Origin of the sequence: Burkholderia sp. Ax-1720 (assembly GCF_011753035.1) — a bacterium.
Classification (GTDB): domain Bacteria; phylum Pseudomonadota; class Gammaproteobacteria; order Burkholderiales; family Burkholderiaceae; genus Burkholderia; species Burkholderia gladioli.
On record NZ_VWWK01000010.1, the window covers coordinates 50,849 to 63,587 of the forward strand.

The following is a 12,739-nucleotide window of genomic DNA, read 5'->3' on the forward strand; positions in this document are numbered from 1 at the left end:
GGGCGGTAAGCCGGTGCTATGATGAACCGTCTGGATTCCAGCCCTCCCATGCGCATCGTCCTCATCACCGGCATCTCCGGCTCCGGCAAGTCCGTCGCGCTCAACGCGCTCGAGGACTCCGGCTATTACTGCGTCGACAATCTCCCGCCACGCGTGCTGCCCGAACTCGTCCGCTATATCGCCGACGAAGGCCAGCGCCGCCTGGCGGTGGCAATCGACGCGCGCTCGAGCGGCTCGCTCGACGAGATGCCCGGCCTGATCCGCGAGCTGTCGCAGCATCACGACGTGCGTGTGCTGTTCCTCAATGCCAGCACCCAGGCGCTGATCCAGCGCTTCTCGGAAACGCGCCGCCGTCACCCGCTGTCGGGCTCGCCCTCGCATGACGCCGATGTCGGCCTGCTGTCCTCGCTGGAGGAGGCGATCGAGCGCGAACGCGAGCTGGTCGCGCCGCTGGCCGGCTTCGGCCACGAGATCGACACCAGCAACCTGCGCGCGAACGTGCTGCGTACCTGGGTGAAACGCTTCATCGAGCAGCAGAACGACGCCCTGGTGCTGATGTTCGAATCCTTCGGCTTCAAGCGCGGCGTGCCGCTCGACGCCGACTTCATGTTCGACGTGCGCGCGCTGCCGAATCCCTATTACGACCGCGAGCTGCGGCCGCTGACCGGGCTCGACCAGCCCGTCATCGCTTTCCTCGATGCACTGCCGATCGTCCACCAGATGATCGACGACATCGAGAGCTTCCTCGTCAAATGGCTGCCGCATTTCCGCGACGACAACCGCAGCTATCTGACGGTCGCGATCGGCTGCACGGGCGGCCAGCATCGCTCGGTGTTCATTGCGGAGACGCTCGCCGCGCGTCTGTCGCAGCAGGCGAACGTGATTGTGCGGCATCGTGACGCACCGGTGGATGCCGAGGCGTCATCGCGGCTCGTCAGCTAAGGCCCGAGCCGCACCTCTCCAGGAGGCTGCGCATGTCCTCGCTTTCGACGCGGCTCGTCGATCTGCCGCTGTTCCCGCTGCACACGGTGCTGTTTCCGGGCGGCCTGCTGCCGCTCAAGGTATTCGAGGCGCGTTACGTCGACATGGCGCGCGCCTGCCTGCGCGAGAAGCTGCCGTTCGGCGTCTGCCTGCTCAAGAGCGGGCCCGAGGTGGCGCACGACGATGAGGTGGCGGTGCCCGAGACGATCGGCTGCATGGCCGAGATCATCGAATGCGATACCGGCGAATTCGGCATGCTGCTGCTGCGCACGGTCGGCACCCAGCGTTTCGAGCTGCTCTCGCATCGCGTCGAATCGAACGGGCTGCTGGTCGGCATCGCCGAGCCGCTGCCCGAGGACCAGCCGCTCGACGGCGAACTGTCGATCGCGCAGTTCGGCGCCTGCGCGGAAGTGCTGGAACGGATCATCGAGGCGCTGCGCAACGTGAAGTCGGGCGAGCTGCCGTTTCTCGAGCCCTTCCATTTCGACGAGCCGAGCTGGGTTGCGAATCGCCTCGCCGAGGTGCTGCCGCTGGACCTGCGAATGCGGCAGAAGCTGATGGAGTTTCCCGACGTGGGCGCGCGCATCGACGCCGTGCATCAGGTGCTCAAGCGTCACGACTGGCTCTGAGGCTCAGGCCCGCCCCAGGCTCGGCTACCCCTTCAAGCTCGCGCGGCGCCCAGAGGCGCGCCGCGCCCATCTTCCCTCTTCTCAGATCAGCGGCCCGCTCAGGCTGTCGAGCAGCTTGCGCACGGGCGCCGGCAGGCCATAGGCGTCGAGCCGCGCCAGCGGCACCCATTCGGTATCGGCGCTGGCCGCCACCAGCATGCCGCCTGTCGCCTGCGCCGCGCCGATGTCGGCGATGCGCGGCTCGATCTCCAGCCGGAAATGCGTGAAGACATGCGTGAACGGCGCCAGCGGAATCACCGCCTCGGCGCCGAATTCGCGCACGCGCTGCAGGGCCGCCGCGTCGCCGTCGGCCTCGGGCAGGCTCCAGAGGCCGCCCCAGATGCCGGTGGGCGGGCGCCGCTCCAGCAGCACCGTGTCGCCGTCGCGCAGCACCAGCATCCAGGTGCGCCGCGTCGGCACCGCCTTCTTCGGGCGCGCGGCCGGCAGTTCGCGCTGCCGGCCCGTGGTATTGGCCACGCAGTCGGCCGCGAACGGGCAGCGCTTGCAATCGGGCTTGCCGCGCCCGCACAAGGTCGCGCCGAGATCCATCAGCCCCTGCGTGTAGGCGCTGATGCCGGCATCGTCGGCTTCGCGCGGGAACAGCCGCTCGGCCAGCGCCCACATCCCGTTCTCCACGCGCTTTTCGCCCGGGAACCCCTCCACGCCGAACACGCGTGCCAGCACGCGCTTGACGTTGCCGTCGAGGATCGGCGCGCGCGCGCCGAACGCGAACGAGGCGATCGCCGCCGCGGTCGAGCGGCCGATGCCGGGCAGCTCGGCGAGCGCCTCGGGAGATTCGGGAAAGCGCCCGCCATGCTCGTTCATCACCACCTGCGCGCAGCGATGCAGGTTGCGCGCCCGCGTGTAGTAGCCGAGCCCGGCCCACAGCGCCATCACCTGGTCGGCCGGCGCGGCGGCCAGCGCGGCGACATCGGGGAAGTGCTCGAGGAAGCGCTGGTAATAAGGCACCACCGTCGATACCTGGGTCTGCTGCAGCATGATTTCCGACAGCCAGATCCGGTACGGATCGCGCGTGTTCTGCCACGGCAGGTCGTGGCGGCCGTGCTCGCGCTGCCAGGCGATCAGGCGGGTGGCGAAGCTCGCTTCGAGCGGTGTCGCGGGCGCGGCCGGCGCCGCTTGGGTAGGTGGGGGTTTCAAGATGTTTTCAACGCTGGCAATTCGGACAGAAATAGGTCGACCGCTGGCCCTGCACGATCTGGCGAATCGGCGTGCCGCATACGCGGCACGGTTCGCCCGCGCGATCATAGACGAAGCAGTCGAGCTGGAAATAGCCGCTTTCGCCGTTGCTGCCGACGAAATCGCGCAAGGTGCTGCCGCCGCGCTCGATCGCGTCGGCCAGCGTGGCGCGCACCGCCTCGGCCAGCCGCTCGTAGCGCGGCAGCGAGACCCGGCCAGCCGCCGTGGTCGGCCGGATGCCGGCGCGAAACAGGCTTTCCGAGGCATAGATGTTGCCGACCCCGACCACGATGTCGCCGGCCAGCAGCGCCTGCTTCACCGAAACGGTGCGCCCGCGCGTGCGTCGGTACAGCAGCGCGGCCGTGAAGGCCGGCGAGAACGGCTCCACGCCGAGGCTGGTGAGCAGGTGGTGCTCGTGGATGTCGCCCTGCTCGCGCGGGTGCCAGAGTACCGCGCCGAAGCGGCGCGGGTCGCGAAAACGCAGCACGCAGGCGTCGAAGATCCAGTCGATATGGTCGTGCTTGCCGGCCTGGGGCGCGACGCCGCCCGGCAGCACGCGCAAGGTGCCCGTCATGCCGAGATGGACGATGAACCAGCCGGCGTCGAGCTCGAACAGCAGGTACTTGCCGCGCCGCTCGACGCGCAGCACCTCGCGCGACTCGAGCGCCGCCGCGAAATTCTCGGGGACGGGCCAGCGCAGCATCGCGGTGCGCACGTCGACGCGCCTGACGCGGTGCCCGGCGACGAAGGGTTCGATTCCGCGACGTGTAACCTCGACTTCCGGCAACTCTGGCATGGTTTTGTGGTCTGTGGGTGGCTAGGGGCGATGGTGCGCGTATTGTAGCGAGCGCGTTACAATCGTCCGAAACCTCGAACGGATTTCCATGACCTTGTCCTCGACGCTGTCTTCGAAGCGCCCCGCCGCCCACGCGCGCCGTGCGTTCGCCTTCCCGGTCCGCCGCGCACTCGGCGCCGCGCTGCTCGCCGCATGGACGTTCGGCGCCATGCCCGTTCACGCCCAGACGCCCGCCTCCGGCGCCGCCGTCACCGCGCCGGCCGGCGCGGCCGACGACGATGCGCTGACGCAGAGCGCCTTCTCGCCGGCCTTCCCCGACGAAAAGAAGGACCTGCCCGGCGTGCCGCTGAGCGCGCAGATCGTCTACCAGGTACTGGCGGCCGAGGTCGCGCTGCAACGCGCCCAGCCGGCGCCCGCCTTCCAGACCTATCTCGCCCTGGCGCGCGATACCAAGGATCCGCGGATGGCGCAGCGCGCCACCGAAATCGCGCTGGCCGCGCAAAGCCCGGCCGACGCGCTGGCCGCCGCGAACCTGTGGCGCGAGTACGCACCCGATTCGAATCGCGCGGCCCAGGTCGATGCGGCCCTGCTGGTGCTGGCCGGCAAGCCGCTCGACGCCGAGCCGCTGCTGGGCCGCGAGCTGGCCCGCACCAACGGCGACAACCGCGGCGACGCGATCCTGGCCCTGCAGGCCCTGATCGCGCGCGGCCCGAACCGCGTGGACGGCCTGACGGTGCTGCAGCACCTGCTCAAGGACGACCTGATCCGCCCCGAGGCGCGCCTGGCGATCGCCCGCCAGCAGCTTGCCGTGGACGACAAGCCGGCCGCCGTCACCTCGCTGAAGCAGGCGCTGGAACTGAAGCCCGACTACCTGCCGGCCGCCCTGATGCTCTCGCAGATGGGCCCCGACGAGCGCGCGATCGGCGTGGTCTCGTTCGAGAAATACGTGCAGCAGAACCCCAAGGCGCGCGAAGGGCGCCTGGCGCTGGCCCAGCTCTACCTGGCCGACAATCGTCTCGACGACGCGCAGAAGCAGTTCGAGACCATGCACCGCAACGATCCGAAGGAACCGGCGCCGCTGATGGCGCTGGCCCTGATCAAGATCCAGCAGAAGCAGCTCGACGACGCCTCCAAGTACCTGAAGCAGTACATCGACGCGGCGCAGAAGCTGCCCGATGCCGATGTCGGCCAGGCCTACGTCTACCTCGCGCAGCTCTCGGTCGAGCAGAACAACGACGCGCAGGCCTCGCAGTGGCTCGACAAGATCGACCCGGCCAGCCCGCACTACATTCCGGCGCAGGTCACGCGCGCGCAGATCCTCGCCAAGCAGGGCAAGGTCGACGACGCGCGCAAGGTGCTGGCGGGCCTGCAGGTCAACGATCCGCGCGACGCGGCCGTGATCGCGCGCACCGACGCCTCGCTGCTGTTCTCGGCCAAGCGCTACCGCGAGGCGGCCGACCGGCTCGCCCAGGCCGTCGACGCCTTCCCCGACGATCCCGACCTGCGCTACGACTACGCGATGGCCTCGGAGAAGATCGGCCAGTACACCACCATGGAGCAGCAGCTGCGCGTGCTGATGCGCGCCCAGCCCAACGATCCGCAAGCCTACAACGCGCTCGGCTATTCGCTGGCAGACCGCAACCAGCGCCTGCCCGAGGCGAACGAGCTGATCGAGAAGGCCAGCGCGCTGGCGCCCAAGGATGCCTTCATCATGGACAGCCTCGGCTGGGTCAAGTACCGGCTGGGCGACAACGCGACGGCCGAAAAGATCCTCTCGCGCGCCTACAGCCTGCAGCCGAACGCCGAGATCGGCGCGCACCTCGGCGAGGTGCTCTGGAAGAGCGGCCAGCAGGACAAGGCACGCGACGCCTGGCGCGCCGCGCAGAAGCTCGAGCCCGACAACGACACGCTGGTCAACACGCTCAAGCGCTTCGAGGTACAGGGCCTGTGAGCGTCGCGATCCGATCGATGGGCCGGGGCGCCGCGCTCGCCCCTCTCGCATCCCTTGCCCGCCTCGGCCTGCTCACGCTCGCCGCGGGCGCCCTGCTCGCCGGCTGCGCGACGCAGCGCGCGCCGGCGCCTGTCGCCGCCGGCACCGCGACGCCGGGCGCCGACGTCATCACCACCCAGGCCGCGCACGCCTACACGGGCCGCTTCGCGGTCCGCTACGACGACCGCCTCGGCAAGCCGCAGAACGTCTACGGCAATTTCGCCTGGCAGGAAACCGGCAATGCCATCACGCTCGAGCTGCGCAGCCCGCTCGGCCAGACGCTGGCCATCGTGCGCTCCTCGCCGCAAAACGCCTCGCTCGAGATGCCGGGCCGCGCGCCACGCAGCGCCACCGACGTCGGCCAGCTGATGCGCGACACGCTCGGCTTCGCGCTGCCGCTCGACGGGCTGCGCTACTGGATGCTGCCGCAGCCTTCGCCGTCCACGCCGGCCGACGTGGTGCGCGAGAGCGGCACGCAGATCAAGCAGATCCGCCAGGACGGCTGGACCATCGACTACCTCGCCTACGCCGACGCGCCCGCCACCGGCGTCAAGCGCCTGAACCTGACACGCGAGGATCCGCCGCTCGACATCAAGCTCGTGCTCGACCGCTGATCCCGCCTTTTGCCAAGAAGTCCCCAAGCATGACCGATACATCCCGCTCGCTGCGCGACTGCCTCGCCCCGGCGAAACTCAACCTGTTCCTGCACATCACGGGCCGCCGCCCGGATGGTTACCACTCGCTGCAGACCGTGTTCCAGTTGCTCGACTGGGGCGACCGGCTGCACTACACGCTGCGCGAGGACGGTGAGGTCCACCGCCTCACCGAGGTGGCGGGCGTGCCCGAGGAACAGGACCTGGTGGTGCGCGCCGCGCGCCTGCTGCAGGCTCACACGGGCACCACGCTCGGCGTCGACATCGAGATCGACAAGGTGCTGCCGATGGGCGCGGGCCTGGGCGGCGGCAGCTCCGACGCGGCCACCACCCTGCTCGCCCTGAACCGCCTCTGGAAACTCGACCTGCCGCGCGCTGAACTTCAAGCACTGGCCGTGAAACTGGGCGCCGACGTGCCCTTCTTCGTGTTCGGAAAAAATGCGTTCGCGGAGGGTATCGGAGAGGCACTGGAGCAGGTAGAATTGCCGGCTCGCTGGTTCCTGGTTGTGACGCCTCGAGTTCACGTACCGACCGCTGAAATTTTTTCAGATAAGTCGTTGACAAGAGATTCGAGACCCATCACAATTACGGACTTTCTTGCACAGCAAAGCAGCAAGGGTTGGCCAGACAGCTTCGGCCAAAACGACATGCAAGCGGTTGTGACAAAGAAGTACGCGGAAGTTGCAAAGGTAGTCAAAGCGTTGTATGATTTGACCCCTTCGCGGATGACCGGCTCTGGAGCTAGTGTCTTCGCAGCGTTCGGTAGCAAGCAGGAGGCTCAGGCAGCACAAGCCACCTTGCCGGCAGACTGGAACAGCGCTGTTACCGGAAGCCTGGGTGAACATCCACTCTTCGCTTTCGCGTCATAAGTTTTGCTGCATCGGATGTCCTACACTTCCGGTGAAGCTCAAAGTTGAGTGTAGGGGAGTCGCCAAGTTGGTCAAGGCACCGGATTTTGATTCCGGCATGCGAGGGTTCGAGTCCTTCCTCCCCTGCCAAAGTTTCCTCAGTTATTCCCGCCCCCAGCCCGAAGCAGGTTCATGATGAGCAGCCATGACGGCCTGATGGTTTTCACTGGCAACGCGAACCCCGCGCTTGCGCAGAAAGTCGTCGACAATCTCGGTATTCCGCTTGGCAAGGCCATGGTCAGCCGTTTCTCCGACGGTGAAATCCAGGTCGAGATCCAGGAAAACGTGCGCGGCAAGGACTGTTTCGTCCTGCAGTCCACCTGCGCACCGACGAACGACAACCTGATGGAACTGATGATCATGGTCGATGCGCTCAAGCGCGCATCCGCCGGCCGGATCACCGCCGCCATCCCCTACTTCGGTTATGCGCGCCAGGATCGCCGCCCGCGTTCGGCGCGCGTCGCGATCTCCGCGAAGATCGTCGCGAACATGCTGGAAATCGCCGGCGTCGAGCGGATCATCACGATGGATCTGCATGCCGACCAGATCCAGGGCTTCTTCGATATCCCGGTCGACAACATCTACGCCACGCCGATCCTGCTGGGCGACCTGCGCAAGCAGAACCATCCGGACCTGCTGGTGGTGTCGCCGGACGTCGGCGGCGTGGTGCGCGCCCGGGCGCTGGCCAAGCAACTGAACTGCGATCTCGCGATCATCGACAAGCGTCGCCCGAAGGCGAACGTCGCCGAGGTGATGAACATCATCGGTGAAGTCGAAGGCCGCACCTGCGTGATCATGGACGACATGGTCGATACCGCCGGCACGCTCTGCAAGGCCGCGCAAGTGCTCAAGCAGCGCGGCGCCAAGCGCGTGTTCGCCTACGCGACGCACCCGGTGCTGTCGGGCGGCGCGGCAGCGCGGATCGACGCCTCGGAACTCGACGAACTGGTCGTGACCGACACCATCCCGCTGAGCGCCGAGTCGCTCGGCTGCGCCAAGATCCGCGCGCTGTCGAGCGCCGATCTGCTCGCCGAAACCTTCGCGCGCATCCGCCGCGGCGATTCGGTGATGTCGCTGTTCGCCGAGTCCTGATCCCGGCGATCGCACGAATTCGGTAGTCCGCGAAAAGCGAAGCCTGAAGCTTCGCTTTTTGCACAAACGGCCCGGAAGGACGAAACCCGGGCCGGTTTTTTGGGGCCGCAAGGCCTCGTTCAACTGCCTGGTCGCGGGCAGCAATGGAGAATCTCATGAAAGTCGTCGCTTTCGAGCGCACACTGCAAGGTACGGGTGCGAGCCGCCGCCTGCGCAACACGGGCAAGACCACGGGTATCGTCTACGGTGGCGAAGCTGCCCCGCAAATGATCGAACTCGATCACAACGCCCTGTGGCACGCCCTGAAGAAGGAAGCCTTCCACTCGTCGATCCTCGATCTCGAAGTGGCCGGCAAGTCGCAAAACGTGCTGCTGCGTGACGTGCAATACCACCCGTTCCGCCAGCTCGTGCTGCACGTCGACTTCCAGCGCGTCGATGCATCGAAGAAGCTGCACACCAAGGTGCCGGTTCACTTCCTGAACGCCGAAGTCAGCCCGGCCGTGAAGCTGTCGAGCGCCGTCGTCTCGCACGTGGTCGTGGAACTCGACATCGAGTGCCTGCCGGCCGCCCTGCCGGAATTCCTGGAAGTCGACCTGTCGAAGCTGGAAGCCGGTCAATCGGTCCACGCCAAGGACATCGTGCTGCCGAACGGCGTCTCGCTGGTCGCGCACGTCGACGCCGAAAACCCGGTGATCGCGACCGCGACGATCCCGGCCGGCGCCGTGTCGGACGAAGCTGCTGCAGGCGAAGGCGAAACGCCGGCTGCCTAAGGTGTCCAGCACATTCGCACCGTCGCGGGATGGACGGTCGAAGCAACCCGCCGCGGCTCGCCCGGCGGGTTTTTTCATTCTTGCGGCCTCAACATCATGATCAAACTGATCGTCGGCCTCGGCAATCCGGGCGCCGAATACACGGCGACGCGTCATAACGCCGGCTTCTGGCTGGTCGACCAGCTCGCCCGCGAAGCCGGCGCGTCGCTGCGCGACGAGCGACGCTTCCACGGCCATTACGCCAAGGCACGGCTGTATGGCGAGGAAGTGCACCTGCTCGAGCCGCAGACCTACATGAACCGCTCCGGCCAGTCGGTGGTCGCGGTGGCGCAGTTCTTCAAGATCCTGCCCGACGAGATCCTGGTCGCGCACGACGAGCTCGACCTGCCGCCCGGCTCGGTCAAGCTCAAGCTCGGCGGCGGCAGCGGCGGCCACAACGGCCTGAAGGACATCTCGGCGCATCTGTCCTCGCAGCAATACTGGCGACTGCGAATCGGCATCGGCCATCCGCGCGAGCTGATCCCCGAGGGCGCGCGTGCCGGCGCCAAGCCCGACGTGGCGAACTTCGTGCTGAAGCCGCCGCGCCGCGAGGAACAGGAGGTGATCGACGCCTCGATCGAGCGCTCGCTCGCCGTGATGCCGATCTTCGTGAAGGGCGAAACCGAGCGCGCGGTGATGCAGCTGCATCGCAACGGCGCCTGAGCGGCGCGAGCCCGTTCGCCATTTCCATGCCCGCAGCGACGCGCCCGGCGCGCGCCGCCTGCGTTAAGCTGCACGTTTTCAGTCAGGAGCCCGTGGTGAGCCGTTATTGGAGCAAGATCGTTGAGCAGCTCGTTCCCTATGTGCCGGGCGAACAGCCGGCGCTGGCGAACCCCGTCAAGCTGAACACCAACGAGAACCCGTATCCGCCCTCGCCGCGCGTGGTCGCGGCGATCGCGCAGGAGCTCGGCGAGGCCGGCGAATCGCTGCGCCGCTATCCCGACCCGCTCGCGCGCGGCCTGCGCGAGACCGTCGCCGCGCATCACGGCCTGAGCCCGGACCAGGTATTCGTCGGCAACGGCTCCGACGAGGTGCTCGCCCATACCTTCCAGGCCCTGCTCCAGCACGAGCGGCCGATCCGCTTCCCCGACATCACCTACAGCTTCTACCCGACCTACGCGCGCCTGTACGGCGTCGAATACGAGGCGGTGCCGCTCGCCGAGGACTTCTCGATCCGCATCGAGGACTATCTCGGCGGCAATGGCGGCGTGCTGTTCCCGAATCCGAACGCGCCCACCGGCCGCGCCCTGCCGCTCGCCGACGTGGAGCGGATCGTGGCGGGCAATCCCGATGCGGTGGTGGTGGTCGACGAGGCCTATGTCGATTTCGGCGCCGAATCGGCGATCTCGCTGATCGCCCGCCATCCGAACCTGCTGGTGGTGCACACCACCTCGAAGGCACGTTCGCTGGCCGGCATGCGGGTGGGTTTCGCCTTTGGCGACGCGCAGCTGATCGAGGCGCTGAACCGCGTCAAGGACAGCTTCAACTCCTATCCGCTGGACCGGCTCGCCCAGGTCGCCGCCCAGGCCGCCTACGAGGATCGCGACTATTTCGAGGCCGGCTGCGCGCGCGTGATCGAGAGCCGTGCGCGCCTGGACGCCGCGCTGACGAGCCTCGGCTTCGAGATCGTGCCCTCGGCCGCGAACTTCGTGTTCGCGCGCCATCCCGGCCGCGACGCGGGCCAGCTCGCCGCCGCGCTGAAGACGCGCGAGATCTTCGTTCGGCACTTCAAGCTGCCGCGCATCGACCAGTACCTGCGGATCACGATCGGCACCGACGCGGAATGCGAGGCGCTGGTGGCCGCGCTGCGCGAACTACTGGGCTGAGGAGGCCGCGCGGGCCTGCTTGCCGAGCCGCGGCAGCCCGCCATGGACCGCCAAACGAAAACAGGCCGATGGGCAAACGCCCATCGGCCTGTTTCATGTCGGCTCGCGCCAATCGTCGAGCGAGCCCGAGGCGCGCCGGCGCCAGCTCAGGACGAGGTGCCGCCTTCGTCGCCCGAGGCGATCAGCAGGCGGTACTTCGCCATCAACTGGTCCTGCGTCTCCGCGTGCTGCGGATCGCGCGGAATGCATTCGACGGGGCAGACCTGCTGGCACTGCGGTTCGTCGAAGTGGCCGACGCATTCGGTGCACTTGTTCGGATCGATCACGTAGATGTCCGGACCCATCGAAATCGCGCCGTTCGGGCACTCGGGCTCGCACACGTCGCAATTGATGCACTCGTCGGTAATCATCAAAGCCATGCTGGTCTCACTTCCGCCGGCCTCGCGCCGGCACATGCTGCTGGGCCGGCGACGAAGCCTCGCGCCTCACTCGGCCGGCTGCTGGCCCATCGCGGCCACCTTCTCGGTCAGCCACTTCTCGACCGAGGGGAATACGAACTTGCTGACATCGCCGCCCAGCTGGGCGATCTCGCGCACGATGGTGCCCGAGATGAACTGGTACTGGTCGGACGGCGTCATGAACATGGTCTCGACGTCGGGCAACAGATAGCGGTTCATGCCGGCCATCTGGAACTCGTACTCGAAATCGGAGACGGCGCGCAGCCCCCTGACGATCACGCGCGCGTTGTTGGCGCGCACGAAGTCCTTCAGGAGGCCGGTGAAGCCCATCACCTTCACGTTCGGATAATGGCCGAGCACCTCGTTCGCGATCTTCAGGCGCTCCTCGAGCGAGAAGAACGGCTTTTTCGCCCGGCTGTCGGCCACGCCGACGACCAGCGTATCAAAAATACTCGAGGCGCGTCGCACGAGATCCTCGTGCCCGCGCGTCAGCGGATCGAACGTACCCGGGTACACGGCGACTACCATGTCGCTCCTCCTGTGAACTTGCAATTGGGGCAGCAGCAATACGGTTCGCGCGCCGCCGCCGTGATGGGCGCACGTCGCGGATCACACGCGGCGCCTCGTTGGAAACGCGCATTATTCATCATTTTCGCGTTGCAGCAAATGATAGTGGACCGCGCCGGCCTTGCCCTCGCGCGTCACCACCCAGCCGGCCAGCGCCTCGTGCCCGGCGGGATCGAGCGGCTCGCCCGATTCCACGTACAGGTCGCCGCCCGGTGCGACGAGCCGCGCCGCGAGCGTCAGGGCGCGCGCGAACAGTTCCGCATCGCCGAAGGGCGGATCGAGGAACACCACCTCGAACGAAGCGGGGGCCAGGCCCGCCGCGAGCCGCAGCGCGTCGGCCTCGGCCACTTCCACGTTGCGCGCCGACAGCTTCTCGCGAATCGCGCGCAATTGCCCGGCCGCGCGCGCATTGCGCTCCACCATCACCACGCTGGCCGCGCCGCGCGAGGCGGCCTCGAAACCGAGCGCGCCGGTGCCGGCGAACAGGTCGAGGCAGCGGCGGCCGTCGAGATCCTGGCCGAGCCAGTTGAACAGCGTCTCGCGCACGCGATCGGGCGTGGGACGCAGGCCGTCGAGGTCGAGTACCGGCAGCGGCGTGCGTTTCCACTCGCCGCCGATGATGCGCACCGAGTGCGGCTTGCCGCGGGCGGCGCTGGCGGACGGGCGGGCGGAGGGCGAACGGGGCATACGAAATCGGCTGGAACGGGGTGATCGGGACGGGCTCGGGGCCCGGAACAGGCGCACGTTACCACAGCCGGCGACGGGCCTCGCCGCGCTCGACACGACGCGCGGCA

At 67.7% G+C, this 12,739-nt stretch carries 14 protein-coding genes and 1 tRNA gene; 10 read left to right on the forward strand and 5 right to left on the reverse strand.

Annotated elements, in window-relative coordinates:
- The first annotated feature begins 48 nt into the window (after positions 1–48).
- Together rapZ and F3J18_RS05530 are read left to right on the forward strand one after the other, a co-directional pair.
- Positions 49–942 carry an RNase adapter RapZ gene (gene rapZ, locus F3J18_RS05525; protein WP_013699411.1) on the forward strand — a complete coding sequence of 298 codons (894 nt, stop codon included), beginning with the start codon at positions 49–51 and terminating at the stop codon, positions 940–942.
- Positions 943–974: 32 nt separating this feature from the next.
- Positions 975–1,610: an LON peptidase substrate-binding domain-containing protein gene (locus F3J18_RS05530; protein WP_025097002.1), complete on the forward strand. Its 636-nt coding sequence runs from the start codon at positions 975–977 to the stop codon at positions 1,608–1,610.
- An 81-nt stretch (positions 1,611–1,691) separates the two neighbouring features.
- Here the strand turns inward: F3J18_RS05530 and mutY are convergent, their stop codons facing one another.
- Together mutY and mutM are read right to left on the reverse strand one after the other, a co-directional pair.
- Positions 1,692–2,807 carry an A/G-specific adenine glycosylase gene (gene mutY, locus F3J18_RS05535; protein ID WP_166911841.1) on the reverse strand — a complete coding sequence of 372 codons (1,116 nt, stop codon included), beginning with the start codon at positions 2,805–2,807 and terminating at the stop codon, positions 1,692–1,694.
- Between the two features lie 7 nt (positions 2,808–2,814).
- Entirely contained in the window at positions 2,815–3,642 is an 828-nt protein-coding gene (gene mutM / locus F3J18_RS05540; RefSeq protein ID WP_013699414.1) for a bifunctional DNA-formamidopyrimidine glycosylase/DNA-(apurinic or apyrimidinic site) lyase, read from the reverse strand.
- 88 nt (positions 3,643–3,730) lie between these two features.
- On the opposite strand from mutM, the gene F3J18_RS05545 reads away from it, so the two are divergent.
- From F3J18_RS05545 to hisC, 8 genes are all read left to right on the forward strand, one after another.
- Positions 3,731–5,593 (forward strand): tetratricopeptide repeat protein, encoded by a 1,863-nt coding sequence (locus tag F3J18_RS05545; protein ID WP_166911843.1) that lies wholly within the window; start codon positions 3,731–3,733, stop codon positions 5,591–5,593.
- A gap of 17 nt (positions 5,594–5,610) precedes the next feature.
- On the forward strand, positions 5,611–6,246 hold the full coding sequence (gene lolB / locus F3J18_RS05550) for a lipoprotein insertase outer membrane protein LolB (protein WP_025097006.1): 636 nt from the start codon (positions 5,611–5,613) through the stop codon (positions 6,244–6,246).
- A 29-nt stretch (positions 6,247–6,275) separates the two neighbouring features.
- Positions 6,276–7,154 (forward strand): 4-(cytidine 5'-diphospho)-2-C-methyl-D-erythritol kinase, encoded by an 879-nt coding sequence (ispE, locus tag F3J18_RS05555; RefSeq protein WP_025097007.1) that lies wholly within the window; start codon positions 6,276–6,278, stop codon positions 7,152–7,154.
- Between the two features lie 52 nt (positions 7,155–7,206).
- A tRNA-Gln gene (locus F3J18_RS05560) sits at positions 7,207–7,283 on the forward strand.
- Positions 7,284–7,328: 45 nt separating this feature from the next.
- A complete protein-coding gene (locus F3J18_RS05565) occupies positions 7,329–8,285 on the forward strand; it encodes a ribose-phosphate pyrophosphokinase (RefSeq protein ID WP_025097008.1) in 957 nt (318 codons plus the stop codon).
- 155 nt (positions 8,286–8,440) lie between these two features.
- Entirely contained in the window at positions 8,441–9,055 is a 615-nt protein-coding gene (locus F3J18_RS05570; protein ID WP_025097009.1) for a 50S ribosomal protein L25/general stress protein Ctc, read from the forward strand.
- Positions 9,056–9,151: 96 nt separating this feature from the next.
- Positions 9,152–9,757: an aminoacyl-tRNA hydrolase gene (gene pth, locus F3J18_RS05575; RefSeq protein WP_025097010.1), complete on the forward strand. Its 606-nt coding sequence runs from the start codon at positions 9,152–9,154 to the stop codon at positions 9,755–9,757.
- Positions 9,758–9,852: 95 nt separating this feature from the next.
- Entirely contained in the window at positions 9,853–10,920 is a 1,068-nt protein-coding gene (gene hisC / locus F3J18_RS05580) for a histidinol-phosphate transaminase (protein WP_166911845.1), read from the forward strand.
- A 146-nt stretch (positions 10,921–11,066) separates the two neighbouring features.
- On the opposite strand, the gene F3J18_RS05585 is transcribed toward hisC, so the two are convergent.
- The 3 genes from F3J18_RS05585 to rsmD form a co-directional block, all read right to left on the reverse strand.
- On the reverse strand, positions 11,067–11,339 hold the full coding sequence (locus F3J18_RS05585) for a YfhL family 4Fe-4S dicluster ferredoxin (RefSeq protein WP_013699422.1): 273 nt from the start codon (positions 11,337–11,339) through the stop codon (positions 11,067–11,069).
- 66 nt (positions 11,340–11,405) lie between these two features.
- Entirely contained in the window at positions 11,406–11,906 is a 501-nt protein-coding gene (gene coaD, locus F3J18_RS05590) for a pantetheine-phosphate adenylyltransferase (RefSeq protein ID WP_025097012.1), read from the reverse strand.
- 111 nt (positions 11,907–12,017) lie between these two features.
- On the reverse strand, positions 12,018–12,632 hold the full coding sequence (gene rsmD, locus F3J18_RS05595; RefSeq protein ID WP_025097013.1) for a 16S rRNA (guanine(966)-N(2))-methyltransferase RsmD: 615 nt from the start codon (positions 12,630–12,632) through the stop codon (positions 12,018–12,020).
- Between the last annotated feature and the right edge of the window lie 107 nt (positions 12,633–12,739).

Excerpts from the sequence above, each read along its gene's own strand:
- lolB (WP_025097006.1), top strand. The coding sequence starts at position 5,611 with ATGGGCCGGGGCGCCGCGCTCGCCCCTCTCGCATCCCTTGCCCGCCTC.
- rsmD (WP_025097013.1), bottom strand. The coding sequence starts at position 12,632 with ATGCCCCGTTCGCCCTCCGCCCGCCCGTCCGCCAGCGCCGCCCGCGGC.
- F3J18_RS05570 (WP_025097009.1), top strand. The coding sequence starts at position 8,441 with ATGAAAGTCGTCGCTTTCGAGCGCACACTGCAAGGTACGGGTGCGAGC.
- pth (WP_025097010.1), top strand. The coding sequence starts at position 9,152 with ATGATCAAACTGATCGTCGGCCTCGGCAATCCGGGCGCCGAATACACG.
- F3J18_RS05565 (WP_025097008.1), top strand. The coding sequence starts at position 7,329 with ATGAGCAGCCATGACGGCCTGATGGTTTTCACTGGCAACGCGAACCCC.
- mutM (WP_013699414.1), bottom strand. The coding sequence starts at position 3,642 with ATGCCAGAGTTGCCGGAAGTCGAGGTTACACGTCGCGGAATCGAACCC.
- F3J18_RS05530 (WP_025097002.1), top strand. The coding sequence starts at position 975 with ATGTCCTCGCTTTCGACGCGGCTCGTCGATCTGCCGCTGTTCCCGCTG.
- coaD (WP_025097012.1), bottom strand. The coding sequence starts at position 11,906 with ATGGTAGTCGCCGTGTACCCGGGTACGTTCGATCCGCTGACGCGCGGG.
- F3J18_RS05545 (WP_166911843.1), top strand. The coding sequence starts at position 3,731 with ATGACCTTGTCCTCGACGCTGTCTTCGAAGCGCCCCGCCGCCCACGCG.
- ispE (WP_025097007.1), top strand. The coding sequence starts at position 6,276 with ATGACCGATACATCCCGCTCGCTGCGCGACTGCCTCGCCCCGGCGAAA.
- rapZ (WP_013699411.1), top strand. The coding sequence starts at position 49 with ATGCGCATCGTCCTCATCACCGGCATCTCCGGCTCCGGCAAGTCCGTC.
- F3J18_RS05585 (WP_013699422.1), bottom strand. The coding sequence starts at position 11,339 with ATGGCTTTGATGATTACCGACGAGTGCATCAATTGCGACGTGTGCGAG.